This is a genomic window from Streptomyces sp. 13-12-16 (assembly GCF_002114215.1).
GTDB lineage: Bacteria > Actinomycetota > Actinomycetes > Streptomycetales > Streptomycetaceae > Streptomyces.
In genome coordinates this window covers 1-21039 of the sequence record NZ_NCTE01000262.1, presented here as the reverse complement: position 1 = coordinate 21039, position 21039 = coordinate 1, and the positions used below count along the sequence as shown (strand labels likewise).

General features: G+C 69.4%; 16 protein-coding genes and 1 pseudogene. 7 read left to right on the top strand and 10 right to left on the bottom strand.

All coding sequences use genetic code 11. The features are described 5' to 3' along the window. Positions 1-281: pseudogene (locus B7767_RS11825) on the top strand (uracil-DNA glycosylase); the annotation flags it as partial. A 280-nt stretch (positions 282-561) separates the two neighbouring features. Here the strand turns inward: B7767_RS11825 and B7767_RS11820 are convergent. Then, entirely contained in the window at positions 562-1695 is a 1134-nt protein-coding gene (locus B7767_RS11820) for a glutathione-independent formaldehyde dehydrogenase (RefSeq protein WP_085572163.1), read from the bottom strand. 182 nt (positions 1696-1877) lie between these two features. Here B7767_RS11820 and B7767_RS11815 point away from each other — a divergent pair, with 182 nt between their 5' ends. Further along, positions 1878-2069, top strand: coding sequence for a hypothetical protein (locus tag B7767_RS11815; RefSeq protein WP_030858776.1), 192 nt, complete (start codon positions 1878-1880; stop codon positions 2067-2069). 97 nt (positions 2070-2166) lie between these two features. Here B7767_RS11815 and glpK read toward each other — a convergent pair whose 3' ends face one another. The 5 genes from glpK to B7767_RS11785 all read right to left on the bottom strand — a co-directional run bounded on the left by glpK (position 2167) and on the right by B7767_RS11785 (position 14985). Next, positions 2167-3690, bottom strand: coding sequence for a glycerol kinase GlpK (gene glpK / locus B7767_RS11810; RefSeq protein ID WP_085572159.1), 1524 nt, complete (start codon positions 3688-3690; stop codon positions 2167-2169). A gap of 50 nt (positions 3691-3740) precedes the next feature. Further along, complete coding sequence (locus tag B7767_RS11805) at positions 3741-4583, bottom strand: MIP family channel protein (protein ID WP_352380391.1); 843 nt, start codon at positions 4581-4583, stop codon at positions 3741-3743. Between the two features lie 251 nt (positions 4584-4834). Beyond that, positions 4835-5125: a hypothetical protein gene (locus B7767_RS11800; RefSeq protein WP_256923415.1), complete on the bottom strand. Its 291-nt coding sequence runs from the start codon at positions 5123-5125 to the stop codon at positions 4835-4837. Positions 5126-5819: 694 nt separating this feature from the next. Further along, positions 5820-6299, bottom strand: a complete 480-nt coding sequence (locus B7767_RS11790; protein ID WP_085572157.1) for a hypothetical protein — start codon at positions 6297-6299, stop codon at positions 5820-5822. 52 nt (positions 6300-6351) lie between these two features. Further along, on the bottom strand, positions 6352-14985 hold the full coding sequence (locus B7767_RS11785) for a DNRLRE domain-containing protein (protein ID WP_085572156.1): 8634 nt from the start codon (positions 14983-14985) through the stop codon (positions 6352-6354). 259 nt (positions 14986-15244) lie between these two features. On the opposite strand from B7767_RS11785, the gene B7767_RS11780 reads away from it, so the two are divergent. After that, entirely contained in the window at positions 15245-15748 is a 504-nt protein-coding gene (locus tag B7767_RS11780) for a hypothetical protein (RefSeq protein WP_256923414.1), read from the top strand. On the opposite strand, the gene B7767_RS11775 is transcribed toward B7767_RS11780, so the two are convergent. Next, complete coding sequence (locus B7767_RS11775) at positions 15745-16173, bottom strand: ATP-binding protein (protein ID WP_085572155.1); 429 nt, start codon at positions 16171-16173, stop codon at positions 15745-15747. The two genes, B7767_RS11780 and B7767_RS11775, sit on opposite strands and share 4 nt — an antisense overlap. A 243-nt stretch (positions 16174-16416) precedes the next feature. Between B7767_RS11775 and B7767_RS11770 the strand changes: the two genes are divergently transcribed. From B7767_RS11770 to B7767_RS11755, 4 genes are all read left to right on the top strand, one after another. Then, positions 16417-17256, top strand: a complete 840-nt coding sequence (locus tag B7767_RS11770; RefSeq protein WP_085572160.1) for a helix-turn-helix transcriptional regulator — start codon at positions 16417-16419, stop codon at positions 17254-17256. Beyond that, a complete protein-coding gene (locus tag B7767_RS11765) occupies positions 17253-17465 on the top strand; it encodes a DUF397 domain-containing protein (RefSeq protein WP_085572154.1) in 213 nt (70 codons plus the stop codon). Before B7767_RS11770 ends, B7767_RS11765 begins: the two co-directional genes overlap by 4 nt. Before the next feature lie 109 nt (positions 17466-17574). Then, entirely contained in the window at positions 17575-18072 is a 498-nt protein-coding gene (locus B7767_RS11760) for a MarR family winged helix-turn-helix transcriptional regulator (RefSeq protein WP_085572153.1), read from the top strand. After that, positions 18069-18512 carry a MarR family transcriptional regulator gene (locus B7767_RS11755; RefSeq protein WP_085572152.1) on the top strand — a complete coding sequence of 148 codons (444 nt, stop codon included), beginning with the start codon at positions 18069-18071 and terminating at the stop codon, positions 18510-18512. Before B7767_RS11760 ends, B7767_RS11755 begins: the two co-directional genes overlap by 4 nt. A gap of 132 nt (positions 18513-18644) precedes the next feature. Here B7767_RS11755 and B7767_RS11750 read toward each other — a convergent pair whose 3' ends face one another. The 3 genes from B7767_RS11750 to B7767_RS11740 form a co-directional block, all read right to left on the bottom strand. Beyond that, complete coding sequence (locus B7767_RS11750; protein ID WP_143652369.1) at positions 18645-19184, bottom strand: hypothetical protein; 540 nt, start codon at positions 19182-19184, stop codon at positions 18645-18647. A 639-nt stretch (positions 19185-19823) separates the two neighbouring features. After that, positions 19824-20240, bottom strand: a complete 417-nt coding sequence (locus tag B7767_RS11745; protein ID WP_085572150.1) for a RidA family protein — start codon at positions 20238-20240, stop codon at positions 19824-19826. A gap of 107 nt (positions 20241-20347) precedes the next feature. After that, on the bottom strand, positions 20348-21039 hold a 692-nt coding region (locus tag B7767_RS11740), incomplete at its 5' end, for an expansin EXLX1 family cellulose-binding protein (RefSeq protein ID WP_085572149.1).

The following is a 21039-nucleotide window of genomic DNA, read 5'->3' as shown; positions in this document are numbered from 1 at the left end:
CGACGGTGCGGGCCGCGCTCGTGCTGGGGGCCTTCGGCTGGCAGGCCGCGCTGCCCGCGTTCGCCGAGGCCGGCTGGACCGTGCCCCGGCCCCGGCCCGCCTTCGCGCACGGCGCCCACGTCACCCTGGACGCCCCCGACGGGCCCGCTCTCGACCTCTTCGGCTGCTTCCACGTCAGCCAGCGCAACACCTTCACCGGCCGCCTCACCCCCGAGATGCTCCGCGAGGTGCTCCGCACGGCGGCCGGGGCGGCGGGACTGAGTACACCGGGAAGGGGATGAGCGGTTCCGGCCGACGCCGGTACGGTGCTCCGACGAGCCGGTACCCGGAGATCGAACCCGTACGACCACGGCCGGCGACGACGCGCCGGTGGCGGCGACGGACCGGTACGCCCAGCCCCGCGCTCCTCGGCCAGGGCGACGGACCGGTCGCCGGTCCCGCGCCACTCGGGGCGAGGCGGAGCCGGTCCAGCTCCACCTCGCCCTCCGGCACCGGCACGTCGACCACATTCCGGACCGCCGCCCGGACCGCCCCCGTATTGCTCCCGGCGAGGCGCCGGGGCTACGGGCGCAGCACCACCTTCGTGTAGCCCTCGATGCGCTTGTCGAACTTGTCGTAGGCCGACGGCGCCTGGTCCAGAGGCAGTTCGTGGGAGACGACGAAGCTGGGCTTCGCCCTGCCCTCGATGATCATGTCGCGCAGTTGCCGGTTGTAGCGCTTCACGTTGCACTGCCCCGTGCCCAGCCGCAGGCCCTTCTCGAAGAGCTTGCCGACCGCGACGAGGAGCATGCCCTGCTTGGACTGCTCGTCCGGGGCTCCGGGGTCGGACGGGACGTAGAGCCCGGGAATGCCGAGCATTCCCGTGGCGCGCACCGTGCGGATGAGCGAGTTCAGGACGGTCGCCGGTTCCTCGCGGTCCGTGCCGCCCGCCGTGGCCTGGTAGCCGACCGCGTCGACGCCCTTGTCGGTGCCCATGCCCTCGGTCTGCTCGTGGATCTGCTCCACCGGGTCGCCCTCGGCGAAGTTGATCGGGACCGCGCCGATCTCCTCGGCCTTCCGCAGCCGCTCGGGGACCCGGTCCACGACGAAGACCTTCTTCGCGCCGCGCAGCAGCGCCGAGTAGGCGGCCATGAGACCGACCGGTCCGGCACCGTACACGGTGACGCTCTCGCCGGGGCGGACCTGGGCGAGTTCACAGCCGTGGTAGCCGGTGGGGAAGATGTCGGCGAGCAGCACGAAGTCGTTCTCGTGCTCCTTTCCCGGCGGCAGTTTCAGGCAGTTGAAATCGGCGTAGGGAACGCGCAGGTATTCCGCCTGGCCGCCCTTCCACGGTCCCATCGCGACATAGCCGTAGGCGCCACCGGGGAAACCGGGATTGACGGTCAGACAGTAACCGGTGAATCCCTCGGCGCAGTTCCGGCAGAATCCACAGGCGACGTTGAAGGGCATGACCACACGGTCGCCCTCCTTGAGGGAGGTGACCCCCGGGCCGACCTCCGTGATGACGCCCATGTTCTCGTGACCGAAGGTGATGCCGGGCTCGGCGGCGGTACGACCCTCGTACATGTGCAGGTCGGAACCGCAGATCGCGGTCGAGGTGACCTTGACGATCACGTCGTTCGGATGCTGGACGGCGGGGTTGTCGACTTCTTCGACGGCGACCTCGAACGGTCCCTTGTACACGACGGCCTTCATGACCATGACCTCCACTCGGTGGCGTACGGGTCCGGTGGCGCTCCTCTCCCGATGGTTCCGCGTGACCGATTTCTCATGGTTCTCCGGTCTGGACGACGGGGCAAGCCGGTAATATCCGGACGCATATCGTCCGACGATCCGCGGACGACGCATGCCGTAACCGAGAACGGAAAGAGGCCACCATGGCAGCGCAGCGGCTGGGAACCCTGCTCGTCGCGGTGCCCGGGCTGTCCGGCACCACCTACCCCCCGGGCACGACGGTGACGGTCCGTGGCCGTGGGGCGACTGTCGACGGGTTCGTGAACGGCGACTGGCTTCCGTTGTCGTGGTGGGAGTTCTCCGACGGCCTCCGCGAGGACATCGCCGACCGCTGACCGCTGACCGCTGACCGCTGCGCCCGCCACCCACCGGCCTGTACGGCACACACCGGCCGGTACGGCATCCACCGGCCTGTACGGCACCCGGTCGGTGTCAGTCGTCGCTGACCTTGACCCAGTCCAGGGTCCGCTCCACCGCCCGCTTCCAGTCCCGGTAGCCCTCCTGGCGCCGCTCCTCGCTCCACTGCGGGGTCCAGCGCTTCGACTCCTGCCAGTGGGTGCGCAGCTCGTCGGTGTCGCGCCAGAAACCCACGGCGAGCCCGGCGGCGTAGGCGGCGCCCAGCGCGGTGGTCTCGGCCACCACGGGACGGCTGACCGGCACGCCCAGCACATCGGCCTGGATCTGCATGCACAGGTCGTTCGCGGTGACGCCGCCGTCGACCTTGAGCACGTCCATGCGTACACCGGAGTCCCGCTCCATGGCCTCGACCACGTCGCGGCTCTGGTAGCAGATGGCCTCCAGTGTGGCCCGCGCGATGTGACCGCCGGTGTTGTACCGGGCCAGCCCCACCATGGCGCCGCGTGCGTCGGAGCGCCAGTAGGGGGCGAAGAGGCCGGAGAACGCCGGGACGAAGTACATTCCGCCGTTGTCCTCCACCGAACGCGCCAGCTGCTCGCTGTCCGGTGCGCTCCCGATGATCTTCAACTGGTCGCGCAGCCACTGCACGGCCGCGCCGGTGACGGCGATGGAGCCCTCCAAGGCGTAGACCGCGGGGCTTCCCGCGAACCGGTACGCCACCGTCGTCAGCAGCCCGCTGTGCGAACGCACCAGCTCCGTACCCGTGTTGAGCACGAGGAAGTTGCCGGTGCCGTAGGTGTTCTTGGCCTCGCCGGGGGAGAAGCAGACCTGGCCCACGGTCGCCGCGTGCTGGTCGCCGAGCACACCGGTGATCGGGACGGCGGCGCCCAGCGGCCGGGAGGTGCGGGTCCGGCCGAACGCCTCGGGGTCGGACGAGGAGTGGATGTCCGGCAGCATCGGGCGCGGGACGCCGAAGAGGTCCAGCAGCTCGTCGTCCCAGTCCAGGGTCTCGAGGTTCATCAGCATGGTGCGACTGGCGTTGGTCACGTCCGTGGCGTGCACACCGCCGTTGGGCCCGCCGGTGAGGTTCCACAGCACCCAGGCGTCGGTGTTGCCGAACAGGGCGTGGCCCGCCTCGGCGGCCTCGCGCAGTCCGTCCACGTTCTCCAGCAGCCACTTGATCTTGCCGCCGGAGAAGTAGGTGGCCGGTGGCAGACCGGCCTTGTGGCGGATGGTGTCGCCGTGTCCGTCACGCTCGAGAGCGGCGGCGATGCGGTCGGTGCGGGTGTCCTGCCAGACGATGGCGTTGTAGTACGGGCGGCCGGTGCGCGGGTCCCAGACCACCGTCGTCTCGCGCTGGTTGGTGATGCCGATGGCCCGCAGGTCGGTGGCGGTCAGGCCGCCGTCGCGCAGGGCGTTCTGGACCACCGTGTTGGTGCGTTCCCAGATCTCCACCGGGTCGTGCTCGACCCAGCCGGACCGGGGCAGGATCTGCTGGTGTTCGAGCTGGTGCCTGGCCACCTCGTTCCCCGCGTGGTCGAAGATCATGAAGCGGGTGCTGGTGGTCCCCTGGTCCACCGCGCCGACGAATTCGGGCATCGCAGACACCTCCTGGTTGACGACAGGGCCCTGACGACGGGGCCCGGGGCCTACGGTTCCTCGGTGGCCGGGCCCTTCTCCTGCTCCTCCAGCGCCCTCGCCCTGGCGGTGATCACGGGTTTGATGAGCAGGTCGTACACGCCGACACCGACGATCCCGCCGATCAGCGGGCCGACGACGGGGATCCACCAGTAGCCGCTGAACCATCCGAATGTGCCGGGCAGGGCGATGTCGCCCCAGCCCGCGAAGAAGGTGAACAGCCGGGGTCCGAAATCGCGCGCGGGATTGATCGCGTACCCGGCGTTGGTGCCGAACGTCAGGCCGATCGCGACGACCACCAGACCGATGATGAACGGGTGGAGATTCGCCGCCGGAGCCGTATTGCGGGTGTCGATGACGGCGCAGACGAGCAGCAGCAGGATCGCCGTTCCCACGATCTGGTCGAGCAGCGGGCCCCACCAGGAATTCCCGAAGTATTCGGCGGGGAACGTCGCGAAGATGGAGTAGGTCGCCAGCGACTCGTCCCGCGGGACTCCGGCCTTGGCGTCGGCCGCGTCGATGGCCCACCGGTAGCACGCGTAGACGAGCGCGGCGGCGACGAAGGCGCCCACCACCTGCGCCAGCCAGTACGGCAGGACCTTCCGCCAGGGGAGGTCCCCGCGCACGGCGAAGGCCAGCGTCACCGCGGGGTTGATGTGGGCGCCGCTGACACCGCCGGCCACGTAGACACCGAACACCACGGCGAGGCCCCAGCCCCACGAGATGATGAGCCAGTTGGCCGGCCCGAATTCCACGAATTGCCGCCCCGAGCCGGGCAGACCGGCGACGGCGACGGCCACCGACCCGGCGCCCAGCAGGAGCAGGACGAACGTCCCCAGGAATTCGGCGAGCATCTCGCCGCCGAGACCTTCTCTGTAACCTCGACGACGTGGGCTGCTTTCAGCCTTGACGCGTTCAGCCATCGGCTCTCCTCGGCAGGAATGGCACAGGCCTTCCCCTCCCATTACCGGCAGCGTATGCGTATCGCGGTGAGAGGGCGCCCTGAGCAGGGCGTTTCCTTCCAATGGAGCAACGCGCCGGGCGCCGGCCGTCGAGCACCGGCACAGCAACGACTCGGTCCTGCCGGACCCGGTCCCGGTGGTGATCAGCGTGGACCGGGCGGGCCCGTGCAGCGTGCCCAGCCGCTCCCACGCCTTCGCCTGATGCCGGTACGGCGGAAACCCCGGCCGCCCTCCAGCTCCCGCTGCCACCCGTCACCGGCCTTGTGGAACGGCGTCCTGATCCGCAGATAAGGACCCCGGAAGATCCCCGTCTCCGGATGCCCGAGGAACCGCTCGAGGGCGAGCCGGGCCTCCCCGCCGGTCAGCGCGTACGTCGTCGTGAGGCACTGCGTCAGACTGCCGCGGACCTGCGCGGCGGTCGGGGCGGGCCGCACGACGGCTCCTTCGTCCCGGTGGTTGTCCGGGACAACCGGACAGTGCACGTCCGACACGGTCCGCCCGGTCGGGAACGAGAGCGGTTCCTCAGCTCAGCGGCTCGTGGAACGGGCCGTCAGGTGCGAGGTTGCGAGAACATACCGTCACGTCCCTCCCCTTGAGGTAATCCAGCAACCACCCGCTGAACGTCATCTCGTAGAGGGTCCGGGCCGGTGCCGACCGCGACGGCGTACGGTCCGGCGGTCAGCAGACCTCGCAGCCACAGGCCCGGCTTCTGGTTCTCGGCTGTCACGTGTGTTCCCTCCTGCGCGAGCCCCTGCCGGCACCCTCGAACGGGTGGTGGCAGGGGCCCTTTGTGCCGTGAGGCGGATCAGGTCCTGCCCGGATGCGTCCGGGTCAGCGGTAAGCCTCGAAGAACGGACGCCCCACTTTCCTCGCCATGGAGAACGGACGGAATTCCCGGTCCGTGAGGATCCGGTGGATGAACTCCGAGGTGGAGACACCGTCGAATCGGTGCCAGTCCTCCAGGGGGGAGGTCCGGGCGACGATGGGCCGTTTTCGGGATTCTTCGACGCATCGGCCGGCCAGTAGTACGAGGCTTCCGTCATCGGCCTCCGCCCGGTCCATGGCCGAAGGGCCCGTTGCCCGGACGTGTGGTCCGGGCAACGGGCCCCGGGAGGAGCCCCTGCGGCTCTACACCGCCTTCTTCTCCGGGTTGATCGCGTCGAACACGATCAACTTCCGCTCGAAGTCGGCGTAGAACGTGGCGGAGTAGCGCCCTTGCGTGACGGCGGTCACGAAGTCCTCACTCGTCTGCCACTGGACGCCTGCCGGTACACGTGGACGGACGGTGCTGAGTACCACCGGTGTACCGGGCTCGTTCCGCCAGGCATGGTCCTTGCTCAGCCTTGCCACGTCGGCGTCCGCGAGCCGGACGACCCCGGACACCCGGAAGTCCGAGGGACCCGGTACCGATGACCTGCCCTTGCCGAGGGTTTCCCCTGCCCACTCCACGGCATCGAAGTCCCCCAGTTCGGGGAAGTACTTCCGCACCAGGTCCTCGTCCTGCCGGATGCCGGGCTCACCGCTCTCCCCGGACCGGGATTCCGGGGCCCCGGCAGCATCAGCCGACCCGGTCTGGTGACCGCATCCCGCCAGTGCGAGCACGGCCACGGCCGCTGCTGCGAGGCGGGAGGCCCGGCGGATCCGTAGCCGTCCTTCCTTCCTACCGGTACACATCGCTACCCACCGTGGTGCTGCCCGCCTGTCCGATGGTCCATGTCACGTTACGCGTGAACGTACCTCGTACCAGGAAGGGTTTGGCCCAGCCCAGGGTCGCGAACCGACCGTTCACGTTGTCCGGGGTTCCTGACGCGATGTCCGCCGCACCCGCGTTGAAGTCGTACTGGTCCAGTGCGTGAACCGTGACGCTCATGCTCATCTCGTTGCCGTTCCGTGTGACCGTGGCGCTGCCCCAGATCTTGTGGTCGCCCAAGGCCTTCTGCCAGTTCTCGGTCTCGGGATATCCCTTGATGTTCCGGAGCTGTCCGGTCATGTCGAACGAGTCGCCGAGGGACCCGCTGAGTTCCTCCGCCGCAGCCTGCGCGAGAGTGATCTCGTTGTCCACGGCCGCCTTGATCGCGGCGTCCTCGTAGTAGGCCTCCCGGTAGTTGACTTCCTCGTCCGATCCCGTTCCGCTGCGGTAGTGGGAGTAGAGCGGGACCGCGTCGTCCAGGGCGCCGTCGGAGTAGAAGCCCAGTGCCGAGCCGAGCATGCCTCCGTGCATCTTTGCATCCCACACGTTCCAGTTCCAGTAGTCCTTCCACCCGGCTTCGGCATCGGCGTCGTACGGGAAGTCGTTCCCGAAGTCGAAGAAGGGCTCCGCTGCCGCACCCTCCGTGTAGCCGTTGCTCGAGGGCGGAGCCGTGTAGCTGACGTCCCAACCGCCGGCGCTGTTCATCGTGCAGGTGTAACCGGCCTCGTTGCACTCGGCGAGCCGGTGCCCGTCGTACTCGATGAGGCTGGTGGGGTTGCCGCCGGTGAAGGCGTAGCGGTTGCCGGTGAAGGGGTCCGTGCCGAGGCCCATGTCGGCGAGGGCGCCGTTGTACATGTCCCGGGTGGTGAAGCGGTTGAGGCCCGGGTTGTAGTCGCGGAAGCCCATGTCGTAGGTACCGGACTGGGCGTCCCAGCGCTTGGAGTTGTAGCGGTAGGGGTTGTAGTCCTCCTTGGCGGGGTCGGTCGCGTCGGGCTTGTCGATACCGGTGAACTCGGACTCGTCGTTGGAACCGTAGGCCGTGTAGCCGTACGTCGCCTTCGTGGCGCCGGTGTCGTCCGTGAGCGTCTCGACGTCGGTGTGGCTGTTGTAGCCGTAGTAGCCGTCCTCGGTCGTGCCGTCGGTGTTGTGCTTGACCTGGGACAGGCGCTCGCCCCACGGGCTGTACTGGTAGGACTTGGTCAGCTCGCCGGCGACCTCCTCGTTCAGCACCTCGTCGGACATGCCGAGGTAGGTGAAGTCGGTGGTCTTGCCGTCGGCCGTCTTCGACGTGGTGCGGTCCAGCGGGTCGAAGGTGTACGTGGTGGACTTCATCGCGCCGGTGTCGTCCATCTTCTGGGACTCCACGACGTGGTCGAAGCCGTCGTACACGCTCCGGGAGACGACCTCGCCGCCGGAGGTGACCGACTGCTGGCGGCCGAACGGGTCGTAGGTGTAGTCGGCGGTGACGCCCGACGTCGTCGCGGTCAGGAGCCTGTTGCGGTCGTAGTGGTAGGTGGTGCTGGTGCCGTCGACCGTCTGGCTGACGACGTTGGCGTTGTCGTCGTGGACGTAGGTCTCCGTACCGGCGCCGTTGCCCGTCTTGACGGACTTGGTGAGCCGGTTGGCCGGGTCGTAGGTGTAGTCGGTCGTGGAGTCGAGGTACGCCGCGTGGTTGTCGGCGTTCATCTTCTTCGCGACGTCCTGCGCCTTGTTGCCGTTGGGGTCGTAGGCGTAGGTGTGGGAGGCGACCAGCGTGGTGCCGTCGGCCTTCCTCTCCGTCGTCGACTTCAGGGCACCGTCGAGGTAGTAGGTGTGGTCGACGGTGTTGTCGTTGGCCTTGGTCTCCTTCAGCTTCTGGCCCCGGTCGGTGTACGTGTACGACGTCACCTTCGGGTCGGTGTCCGTCGCGCTCTTGCCGATCGACACCGTCTTGACCAGCTCACGCAGGTCGTAGGTGTACTGGGAGAACTGGCTGGGGTGGGTGACCGTCTCCGGCTGCCCGTTGGCGTCGTAGGTGTACGACGTCGCCTTCTTCTCCGCGCCGGACAGCGACTCGGTGACCTTCTGGACCTGGTTGAGGCCCGTGTAGGCGACGGTGTAGGCGTCGACGGCCGCCCCGGACGACGTGTCGTCGATCGACGTCAGGTTGCCGTTGGCGTCGTAGGCGTAGGTGAAGGTCTTCTTCTCGTCGTCGGTGTCGGCGGAGTTGTCACGGACGAGCTTGACCGCGTCGGCGATCACGGTGCCGGTGCCGCTCTGTTCCAGCTTCAGCTCGGTGTCCTCGCCCCGCTTGAGGGCGTAGCCGCCGAGGCTGACCCAGGTGCCGGTGCCGGCCGTCTGGTCCTTGGTGACCGCCGGTTCGGTGGTCGTGCCGTGGGTGAGGGTGTACTTGGCGGCCGTGGCGGCGCCGGTCACCTCCGGGTACTTCACGTACGCGGTGTACGTGCCGTCCTCGGGGATGTTCAGCGTCCACGTGAACGCGTCCGTGCCCGTGCCGGCGGCGTGGGTGCGGTGGTCGTAGCCCTGCTGGCCGGCGGTGTCTCCCTTCGTCCAGGTGCCCGTGGAGGTGGTGTGCTGGGTGTCGGAGTTGTCCACCAGGACCACCGACCTGCCCACCGGCACACCGTCGTCCGACTTGGACCTCAGCTTGCCGTCGGGGAAGTAGGACCACGTCATGGTGCGGTTGGAGGAACCGCCCGCCGACGTCAGGGTCCTGGCCGTCTGCTGGCCCAGGTCGTTGTACTCGTAGGCGGTGGCGATGGACCACGGGTCCGTGGACGACCTCACCCAGCCGTTGTCGAAGTAGTCGTACGTCGTGTCGTTGCGGACCGTCTGCCCCTCGGACGGCGGCAGCGAGGTCTTCGTCACCCGGCCGGCCTTGTCGTACACGGTCTCGGTGTAGACGTTCGGGTCGTTGTGGCGGGTGTCCGCCGGGTCGTAGGGCTGGTACTGCTTGACCGGACGGTTGAGCGCGTCGTACTCGGTGCGGGTGGTGAACGCCGTGGTCGTGCCGGCCTCGACGGCCCGCGGGGTGATCACCTTGGTGGTGTTGCCGACCTCGTCGTACTCGTACCGGGTCGTGCGGTAGGTGATCGTCGTGGTGCCGCTGTGCGGGACCTTGACCTCGGTGGTCTTGCCGCGCTCGTCGTAGTCGATGAGCGTGGTGTTGTTCTCCGCGTCCGTGGTCGACGTGACCAGCGAGTCCTTGGAGTAGGCCCGCTCGGTGGTGTTGCCCGCGACGTCCGTGACCGCGGTGACCCGGTGGTTCAGGTCGTAGACGGTCTTGGTGGTGTAGTCGGCCGTGTCGGCCGTCGCGTTCTTCTTCGGGTCGATGACCTTGGTGGCGTTGCCGACGTCGTCGTACTCGTAACTGATCTTGTCGCCGTCCGCGTTGACCGCGGAGGTGAGCTGGTAGATCTCGTCGTAGTGGTTCGTCGTGACGTAGTCCGTCGCGTCCGACGTGGTCAGCGCGCCCTTCGGCTCGGTCGTCGTTCTGAGGTTGCCGACCTTGTCGTAGGTGTAGGTGCTCCTGCGCTCGTCCGAGGTGGTGGTGTCCTTCGGCGCGGTCGCCGAGGTGATCTGGTCCGCGTCGTCGTACACCGCCGTGGAGACCGCCCCGTTGGGAGCCGTGGAGACGATGATGTTGTCGTTGGCGTCGTACTCCGGAGCGGGCGTGGTGATCAGATCACCCTTGTCCTGCTCCTTGGGCACCGTGCTCACCAGCGGGCGGCCGAAGGTGTCGTACGTCTGCGTGACCACCTTCTCCTCCGGGTCGATGACCTCGGTGACCTGGCCGCGCTCGTCGTAGACGAACGACGTCGACTGGCCCAGCGCGTCGGTGATCTTCGCCGGGTATCCCGTGGGACCGAAGTCGCTGTTGGTCGTCGGGTTGCCGTTGGCGTCGGTCGCCCTGGTGAGCCGGCCGTGGGAGTCGTACTCGTACGTCGTGGTGTAGTCGTCCGCCGTCGCCGTCGAGACGCCCTTGGGGTCGGTGACCGTCTTCAGGTTGCCGAAGGCGTCATAGCCGAACTGCCACGTGCGGCCCTCCGGGGAGGTCTTGGTGGACAGGTCGGCGGCGTAGCCGTCGGCGCGGGTCTGGTAGCTGTACCGCTGCGCGTCGGCCGGGTAGGTGCCCGGAGCGCAGTCCGAGGCGGGCGGGATGCCCGACTTGTTGTTCTCGGCGTCGCGCGACCAGAGCGGGTAGCCGGTCTTCTGGTCGTAGCAGTAGGCCGTCCTGGCGCCGTTGGCCTCCTCCAGGTAGGTGACGTTGTTGTCCGCGTCCCACGCCATCTTCGTGGTCTGGGACTTGGCGTTGGTCGTCTGGACCGGGCGGCCGAAGTCGTCCGCGACGTAGGAGGTGGTGTGCGACTCGGCGTCCGTCACCTCGGCGTCGGTGAACTTCGTGTTCGCCGTGTTCGCCGCGTACGTGAACCCGGTCGCCCCGTCCAGCCGGTCGGTGATGGTCTTCGTCCACCAGTGGTACTTCGGGTCGTCACCGGCCGACGGCTCGTTGTACGCCAGCTTCGTGGCGTTGCCCCGGGGGTCGTCGACCTGGACCAGTTTGACGTTCTTGTTGCCCTGCGTGGCGTCGTACGTGAAGGCGAACACCTTCGGCTGGGCCGAGCCCGCGCCGTCGGTCATCTTCGTCATCAGGCCCTTGTCCGAGTACTCGAACGTGAGCTTGCGGCCCGAGATGTCGGTGACCGACTGGATGTGGTCCTCGATCTTCGGGCCGGCCGCCTCGGCCTTGTCGTAGTAGTCGACGGTGAGCGACTGCCGGCCGGCCGGGTCGGTGATGTACCGGAGGAACTTGGTCGGCTTGTTGTTGGACTTGCGCTCCTCGTACGTGAACGTCTGCGTGTTGCCGTTCTTGTCGACCGCGGACGTCAGGTAGCCGTCGCAGCCGAAGAGGAAGCGGGTGCCGTCGGGGCGGGTGAGCGTCCAGGCGTCCGGGATCGGGTCCTTGGCCGGGGTGCAGTCCAGGCCCGGCTTCATCGACACCTGGTAGTGGACGCCCGCGGGGGCCTTCCACGTGCCGTCGTCCTGCTTGCGGAAGACGTGCGAGGTGCCGTCGCCGTCCGGGAGGCGGATCTCGGTGGGGTGCGGGTTGGGGTGGAGGTCCAGCGGCGCGCCCAGCCGGATCGGGCTCGACGCCTGGAACGACCAGCCGTGTCCGGAGACCGTGTCCGAGGTGTCCAGCGAGTTGTACGCCACCCGGAAGAACGTGTTCAGACCCCGGCCGGGGTTGGTGAACGCGTTGTACTGCCACACGCTGTTGCCGGCCGCCAGGTTGTTCATCACCGTGGAGCCGGCGCCGGTGTTCTTGCCGGTGTAGGAGTAGAACTTCTCCAGGCCGAGCTGGTTGGAGGTCGGGTCCTCCACGGCCACGTGCTGGGTGAGGCCGGTGACCTCCGCCGCCGTACCGGCCGCGTCCTGCACCTCCCAGGTCAGCGTGTACTCGGTGCGCTTGTTGCCGGAGTCGGAGTTGATCGGCGTCTTGACCTGCGCGGGGATGGTGACGGAGGCGCCGGGGGCGAGGTCGTGCGGCAGTGCCGTGCGGACCTGGTTGCCGCCGGTCGTGGCGTCCGTGCCGTCCGGCAGGGACCACCGGTAGGTCAGCTCGTGACCGGCCACCGTCCACTGCTGGTCGGTGGTGTTGGTGAGGGTGACGTCGACGGTGTAGGTGGAGTTGGGCGTCATCCGGGCCGGCGTGCCCGGCGCGTAGTACGTCGACTCCGGGGTCTCGTCCACGTAGGTGACGACGAGCTTGGGCCGCAGCCGCTGCTCGGGCGCCTCCGAGGACAGGAAGACCGAACGTTCCTGCGCGGCCGTCTCGTCGGCCGTCCTGATGGCGACCCCGTGCGCGCCGGCCGGGTCGGTCACCCAGCCCTGGGCCAGGGAGGTGACGTCCCAGTCGTGGCGGGCCGGGTCGTTGCTCATCGCGCCGACGTCGGAGACCGCCGCGCCGAGGTCACCGCCGGGCGTGGTCCAGGCGGTGGCGGAGGTGGCCTTGTTCCAGGTCGCGCTCTCGTCGAAGTCCCGCGTGAGGGGGCGCAGTTCGTAGACCGCTCCCTCGGCGCTCCGCGTCGACTGGGTGCCCCAGAGGCGGACCGTGGCCTGCAGGACGCGCGAGGACGCGGGGACACCGAGGTCGCCGAAGTCCAGCAGGGCGCGGGTGTCGCCGTAGGTGGCGGAGTTGTTGCCGACCGTCAGCCACGGCTGCGGCCCGTACTCGTCGAACGTGTCGTGGGTGGTCGTCGGCCGCGCCGCGGACAGGCTGGTGTCCCGGCCGGCCGTGATCACCTTCGTGGTGCGGCCCGCCTTCGGCAGCCGTACGAGCTGGGTGGGCGAGCCGATGACCTGCCCGTCCTTCGTCTTCACCGCGACCATGTAGTAGTAGGCGCGGCCGAACGGGTCGGCGCTGTCCGCCGGGGTGGGCACCGCCGTGGTGTCGGTGAAGGCGTTCGCCGACCCGTCCACGGGGGCCACCAGCGTCGCCGCCGACGGCGTGAACGACTGGTAGACGGACCGGTGGACCTGGTACTCGACCAGGTCGTCGCCGGTGGAGCCGGCGTCCGGGTCCTGGTAGTCGGGCCAGTGCAGCTCCGCGCCCGTCGCGTGGATCACGGACGGGGAGTCGAGGGTCACGCCCTGCCGCCCGAAGGTCAGCACCAGGCGCGGGTAGTTGGCGCTCTCGCCGCCGTAACCGAACTCGCTGCCCTCGTAGCGGGGGCCGCCCTTGGGGGCGCCCGCGCTCTCGTCGCCGGCCTTGACCACGAAGCCGTGGTTGTCGTAGGTGCCGTCGATCCACTGCTGGACGGTCTTCGTCACCGGGAACGAGTGCCAGGTGCTCACCTCGCCCGGCTTCTTGGTGACGGTCCCGCCCTTGGTGAAGCGCACGGCGTCCGCGACGACCGCGGTGGACGTCGAGGCCGGTGCGTCACCCAGGACGATCCTGCCGGCCGTGCCCGCCTTGAACGGGTGCGAGCCGAGCGACTTCCACACCCCGCCGGTGCCGGCGCTCTGGTCGACGGTGTACTGCTTCGACCCGCCGGAGTACGTCACCGTGTACGGCGCGTTCGTCGCCCGGTCGACGGCGGGCACGCTGTGCACGTCGACCTGGTAGGTGCCGTCCTCCGGCAGGCTCGGCTGCCAGGTGTACGTGTCACCCGCCACCGAGTCCTTGTTGTACAGATAGTCCTGGTTGACCGCGTGCTGCGTGTACGTGGTGTTCCCCGACGCCGGCCACGAGCCCACCGCCGCGGTGCGGCCCGTGTCCCCGTCGTCGACGACGACGGACGTGCCGGACAGCTCACCGGTGATGCCCTGGGCGCTGTTCCAGGTGGCCGTCGCCTCGCTCCACTCCTGGGTGGCCCGGTGCGCCTCCAGGCGCACCTCGTCACCAGAGGTGGTGTGCGTCTGGTCGTAGTACAGCTTCAGGTCCGCCGAGTCCACGCGCGTCCCGGCCGGTATCTGGGACAACGGGAACCGCAGCAGGGCGCGCGAGGAGCCGGTGGTGGTGTTGCCGACCGACAGCCGCCAGTTGTCGTCGTAGTTCGACGCCGGGCCGTCCGAGGAGATCATCACGTCCTGCGCCGTCGTCGGCGTCGGCGCGATCTCGATCGTCGGGTCGACCGTGACGGGGTACCGGCGTTCCTTCGCGGCCAGCCACTTCGCGTCCGGCGTGACGGTCAGCGTCCAGCCGTCCCCGGCCTTGGCGAGCCGCTGCTCCACCTCGGTGCTGTACTCGGTGCCGTACGGCGACGAGGCGTCCTTCTTCGAGTCCGTCATGAACCCGGCCGGGATCACCAGCACGGGGTCGGCGGACTCGCCGAAGAAGCGGATCGAACCGTCCTCGCCCTGCTTCGGCGTCAGCCCGTCCACGTCCAGCGTGAACGTGAACTCGACCGGCCCGGAGGGCCGTTCGTCCAGGACGATGTTCTCCTTGACGCGCCCGGCACCCACCTCGTAGGCGAGGTCCGCGCCGTCGATCGCGTCCTTGTACGTGACCGTGCTGCCCTCGGCCGTCGGCTTCAACGCGTCCGCGCCGGCCAGGCCCATCGTCACCGACCGGCCCTCACCGGCCTCCACCCGCAGCAGCTTCCCGGCGTCCGAACCGAACCGGCTGTGCAGCGTGTTCGTCGTGTTCGCGAAGTCGAAGCCCTTCGTCCCCGACGCCTCGACCGACGTGTCGATCGGCTTCCACCCGGCCTTCTTGCCCGTACCGTCCCGGTAGGACGTCGGCACCGCCGACAGCTCCACCTCGGTACGGCCGTCGGACATCCGCCAGTACCGGGCGTTCGCCGTCCGCCGGCCGGTCAGCTCCTCGACCCGCTTCGCCTTCGGAGCGTTCTTTCCCTTGGGCAGTTTCTGCCGGTCAGCGATTCCGCGCTCACCGTACGACGGGGGGTCGGGGTTCTTCTCGTCGTCGTCCCCGAACCAGTCGGTGACACTGTCGAAGAACCCCTTTTCATCGCCCTTTTCGGGCTCCGATGGCGGGGCCGCGTACGCGACCTGCGGCAAGAGCGTTCCCGCTATCGCCGCCACCACCAGACAGGAGAGATATCTCCTGTACGGCACCTTCACGTCATGACCTCTCGACATCGGCGGCCTGTCCCGCCGAACGCGAAATGGGCACGCCGAACGAGCCGTCGCGGAGAATTCCGAACGGCGGCCGGATTATTGATCAGTCGGCTGATGGAATGTCAAGCGATAGGACATTTGGGGTGAATGAAGCCCCGGAACGCGGTCGCTTCGCCCTCTTTGTCTTCCCGGTGGCGCCGTGCATTCCGCATGGTGTATAACCGCCCGGTTCCGTACCGGAAGCACGCGCGGAAATTGCGCCCGAAGAAAGCCGGCCCTCATGTCAACGACCGAAAGCACGGCGGAAACAACGGAAAAGGACGCCCCGGCCGGCGAGCCGACCGACAAGCGCCGGGGCGGCGACCGGGCCGGCCTCCTCACCGCCGGCGCGATCCTCGTCGCCTGCCTGGGTTTCGTCCTGTACGGCGTCCTCGGCACCGAGGACGACCCCCGCCCGGAGCGGCCGAAGACGCCGACGGCCGCCGTGACGTACCGGGTCACCGGCGAGGGCAGCGTCGACGTCAGCTACCTCGCCCGCGGTGAGGAGGGCAGGGCGACCGTCGAGAAGGACGTCGAGCTGCCCTGGGAGAAGACCGTCCAGGTGCCGCTGGGCCAGCCGCCCACCCTCGGCATCGTCCTCGACGGCAAGGGCGGACAGGCGCGCTGCGCCCTCGCCGTCCGCGGCGCCCACGTCCAGAGCGCCACCGCGTCGGGCACCTACGGCCGCGCCACCTGCGCGGCCGAACGGCTCGCGGCGCCGGAGGGGGCCCGGGAGGGGTCCTAGGAGGCCTGCGGCTTCGGGGGCCGGGTCTCCCGGGCGGCCGTCACCGGGGCGCACTGCGCCCACACGGTCTTGCCGGGGCCCGTGGGGCGGGGCAGGACGCCCCAGTCGTCGGCGAGGGCGTCCACCAGGAGCAGGCCCCGGCCCGACTCGCCGTCCGGGCCCGGGGTTCCGGGGGCCGGGTGTCGCTCCGCGCGGGTGTCCGAGACCTCGATGCGCAGGGTGCCGTCCTCGGTCTCGGTGAGGCAGACGTGGAAGTCACGGCCGGGGACGTGTCCGTGCCGGACCGCGTTCGCGGTGAGTTCGGCGGCGATCAGGGTGAGTGTCTCGTTCGCCGGTGAGGTGTGGACGTGGCCCCACGCGTGCAGACGGTGCGAGACCAGCCGGCGGGCCAGGCGGGCGCCTCGCGGGGTCGAGGTGAACTGCATGGCGAACGTACGGGTCGGGCGGGGCGTACGCCTTTGTGGGGGAGTTGCTGACTTCATGGGGTAACCGTCGCGAACCGTGCGTAGCGTTGAACAGGTGTGACGCGCTGACCGGCGGTGTCTGTACGCCGATGTCGTGGGCCCTGTACACGGGGTGGACCGTGACGGGGGCCCCGCGGGGCGGGTTGGCCGCGTGCGCGACGACTGGGCGGGGTGTTCGGCGAGTACGTACGGGAGGTGCCGGGCGTGGAGGAACAGCGGCAGCAGGTGGACGGGCGGGAGCAGGAGGCCGGCGCGGGCATCCTGCACGTCTTCGGGCGGCAGTTGAAACTGTGCAGGGAGCGGGCGGGGCTGGACCGGGCGACCCTGGGGAGCAGGGTGGGGTACTCCGCGTCGACCATCGCCAGCTTCGAGCAGGGGAGGCGGATCCCGCCGCCCAAGTTCATCGACAGCGCGGATGAACTGCTGGGGGCGGGCGGGCTGTTGAAGGCGGGGAAGGAGGAGGTGGCCCGGGCCCAGTACCCGGCGTTCTTTCGGGATGCGGCCAGGTTGGAGGCGCAGGCGGTCGAACTCCACGTGTATGCCACCAGGGCTGTCCCTGGACTGTTGCAGACAGAGGAGTACGCCCGTGCCGTGTGCGCGATGTGGCGTCCGTTGCTGGATGCGGAGGTCATCGAGCAGCGTGTGACCGCCCGCATGGCGCGAAAGGACATCTTCGCCAGGCGCCCGGCGCCGCACCTCACCTTCGTCATCGAGGAGGCGGTGCTGCACCGCCCGCTCGGTGGAGAGACCGTGTGGCGGGGGCAGATGGAGCATCTCCTGCTGGTAGGTGAGGAACGGAACGTCGAGATCCAGGCGATGCCACTCTCCCGCAGGGAACACGCAGGACTGGCCGGCCCGTTCACCTTGATGGAGACCAAGGATGAGCGGAGGATCGCCTACACAGAGGTGCAAGGTGATAGCCACGTCCACACCGAGCGCGAGAAGGTCCGGGGTCTTGAGGCTGTGTACGGGAGCCTCCGAGCGCAAGCACTCACACCGGCTGAATCGCTCTCGTTGATCGAGAAGCTGTTGGGAGAGAGATGAGCGGGGAAGCAACCGGTCGGGACTTCGACGACCTGGCTTGGCTCAAGAGCAGTCACAGCGCCGGGGACGGCGGTGAGTGCGTCGAGGTGGCCTCCGGGAGCGGCGCTCTGTACGTCCGCGACTCGAAGGACAAGGCGGGCCCGATGGTCGGCCTCGCACCGGAGGCATGGGCGGAGTTCATCGGGTTCGCCGCCCGGCACACCGTGTAGAGCGAAGAGCGCCGAGGTGCCCCGTGACCGCTGACCTGGGTCACGGGGCACCGGCGTGACCGCCCGGAAATAGTAGCCATGTACATAGTAGCCATGTACTCTATTTGGCATGAGCAAGGGTTCACCGGGTCCCACGCCCGGCTTCCTGGTATGGCGCCTCGCCAACAAATGGCGCGTCGCGGTCGACCGTGCGGTCGCCCCCCTGGGTCTCACCCACGCCCAGTACTCCCTGGTCGCCTCCCTGTACGGCATGCACCGCACCGGCGACCGTCCCAGCCAGCGTCAACTGGCCGACCACACCGGCCTGGAGGCCCTGTACGTCTCGAAGCTGGCCCGCACCCTGGAGGCGGCCGGCCTGGTCGACCGCACCCGTGATCCCCGCGACCCCCGTGCCGTACGGCTCGCCCTCACCGAACAGGGCCGAGCCGTCACGCGACAGGCCATCGAGGTGGTCCAGGACCTGCTCCAGCAACTGCTGGAACCGCTCGGCGGCCTGGACGCCCCACGGACCCGCGCGTTCACCGACGAACTGACGGCCCTGCTCGACGTACCTCTCGCACCACCCTCCGCACCGACCGACGAGAGAACCAAGGGGACACCGTCATGACCACCACCGCGCCCGCCGCCGACGCCAGCGCCCTCGGCCTGGCCCACTACGCCGCCCGCGGCGTCCTGGAGCACTTCCTCGCCCAGCACGGCCTCACGTTCCAGCAGCAGCTCACCCTGCGCGCCGCCGTCACCGCCGACGCCCCGTGGACCCCGGACGAGCTGGCCGGCCGGATCCGTGACGACATCAAGGGCGACCCCGCCGACATCCGCGCCGCCATCGACGCACTGCTGGACGGGCGGCTGCTCGTCGCGGACGGCGCGCACCTGCGTCCCACGGAGGCGGGGCGCGAGCTGATCGCCGCGGTCGGCGCGCGGATCGCTCCCGTCTCGGCCCGCATCTGGGGCGGGATACCCGCCGAGGACCTGGCCGCCGCGGGCCGCGTCCTCGCCCTGGTCACCGAGCGCGCCGACGCGGAACTGGCGGCCCTGGCCGAGTGACCGGCGGCCTGCGGCCGTCACGTGTACCGCACGTCCGGCTCCCGCTCCTCGTTCCCGGAGCCGTCCGTCCACCGCACGGCCGCCGGAGATCCCCGGCGGCCGTGGTTCCGGTCCGCGGGAGCCGTGTGCGCGTCAGTTGCAGTTGGTGACGTTCTGGGCGACCCGGTTGATGAGGTAGGTGGAGGCGGACGACGACGTCTTCATCAGGGCCGTCACCGTGCCGCAGCCTCCCGGCTTCTGCCACACGGGACCGGCGTACGAGCTGAAGGTGCCCTGGTCGACGGCGCACGGTGTGGACGTGTAGTTGTCACAGAGCTGCAGCTTCATCCACTTGGCGCCGCCCGTGTTGTTGTCGAACACGGAGCAGGTGTTCTGGTTGCTGGCGGCACCGTTGCCCCCGTAGACCCACAGGGTGCCCAGCCGGTTCGTCTCGGTGGGGAGGCGCAGGGCGAGGGTGATGGTGTCGTACTCCGCCCCGCAGAGGCTGGCCATGGCCTGCACCCTTTCGGGGTGGGCCTGCGCGTAGGCCACGGACTCGGCGTCCACGCCGGATCCGATCCGGATGTCGTCGGCGGCCTGGGAAGAGGCCGTGAACGGGCCGGCCGCCGTGACCGCGAGGGCGATCATGGCGGTGGTTATCGTCCTGCCCACGGCGCGCGGCACTCTGTACATGGAAGACCCTCCTGAAGTCATTTCCGGATCGCCTTGCGGCGGCGTCTTTCTACCTGCCGGAAGCATCCATGATCAAGAACTGCCCAACATAAACATTTTCTTGGAATGGATATGGGGTGCGGAAGGTCTGCCGGTGACGAGTCGCACGGTGTCGGGATTGCCTGGATTACATTCTTGTGGGGGTGGGTTTTTGGCCAGGCGGGTGGTGCCCCATTTGCTCGATGGTGACGTGAACGGCCTGCGGGCGACCTCGCCCGATCCGTGCGTGGTGGCATGCCGCGGTTTGTCGACGAAGACCGCACATGGGGAATTTCCCCCACCTCGCTTCATGTCCGGAAGGGTCCCGCCGGCTCGATCACCCCGGTCCCCGGGCGCGTGCCGGCCGTCCGCCGCGGTGGTCGGCCACAGGCACACCGGAGGGCCGGGAAAACACGGTGAGCGGCATATTTTTCTGGATTCATGGCCGCACATGATGAACATCCGGCGCGCCTGGAGTTCCTCCGGGACGGCGAATCGCCCTTCACGGCGGTGATCCGTCCGGCAGCGCGGTGGCGGAGGACCGTGGCCGGACATCAACCGTCGGTGTCGGTGTCGGTGTCGGTGGGCGGCGTCCGGCGCAGGCGTACCGGCCGCCGTCCCTCACGAGCCGTCGCCGGTCTCCGGTACGACCGCCGTCGCCGGGATCTCCACGAGCTGCCCGGCATACCCGAGGCAGGCCACACCGACCAGGGTCGACGAGTGGGGCCCCGCGCTCAGCCCGGACGCCTCGACCACGTCCCACACGGCGGACAGCACCGCGGGCTCACCGCTCACGACGTACACGTCCGTCACGACGACGTGCTCCGGGCCGGAGCCCACCGCCCGCAACTGCTCCCCGAGATTGGCGATCACCTGCCGGGCCTGCCGCACCGGATCGCCCTCGCCGACCAGCTTCCCCCCGGCGTCCAGCGGAACCGACCCGGCGAGGAACGCCAGTCCGGTCCCCGCCTCGACGACGGAGGCGTGGGAGTAGGCGGGCGGCGGAAAGAGGGTGGGGACGGTGACGCGCCGGATCACGCGGACTCCTGTGTCTGAGGGGAGGACGGACGGCCCTCGATCCTGCGCGACGCGCCGACCCACCGCATCCGTATTTCACCCGCCCCCTCTTTCCCGGCCGGGTGCTGTCAGTGCCGGGCGAACTGGACGCGCGTCGGCTGCACGGCGTCCGGGCGTACGGGAAGGCCGTCGACGGTCAGTCGCTGGCCGTAGATGTCGGTGAGCCTCAGCTCGCCGCCGCAGCCGGTGCCGTCGGGGGAGAGGAAGTAGTTGTACTCGGTCCGGGTCAGCCGCTGCCATCCGGACCCGGTGGCGACCTCCAGCCGGGCCAGCGGATTGCGGTGGCCGATCGCCTGGATGCCGCACCAGTGGCTGCTGGAGCCGGTCTTGTAGCGGACCGAGACGGTGTCGGACGTGGCGGGGCTGAGGAGGCTCCACGTGACCGGGATCCGCCCGGCGGACAGCCCGGCCAGCTCGGCGAAGGCCTCCCTGCTCAGGTCGAGCTGTCCGGGGGCGCAGGGCGCGGGGCACTCGTTGGTGATCCGGACCGTCACGGAGGCGCCGCCGGCCGCACGGACCAGGACGTACGCCCCGCACGCCTTGGACGTCTCGTAGTCGGTGGTGTTCATCGCCGCGGTCATGCGGTCGGGGCTCGGACCGTACAGGCAGGCGCCGTCGCCGTCCCCGGCGTCGTAATGGGTGGCGACTCCGCTGTAGGAGGTCCCGGGCGCGATCCGCCCCGCCAGGGGTGCCCCGCCGGAGGCCGGGCGCGGCGCGGCCGTGGCGGTGGCGGCGCGCGAGGGCCGGGCCGACGGGGTCG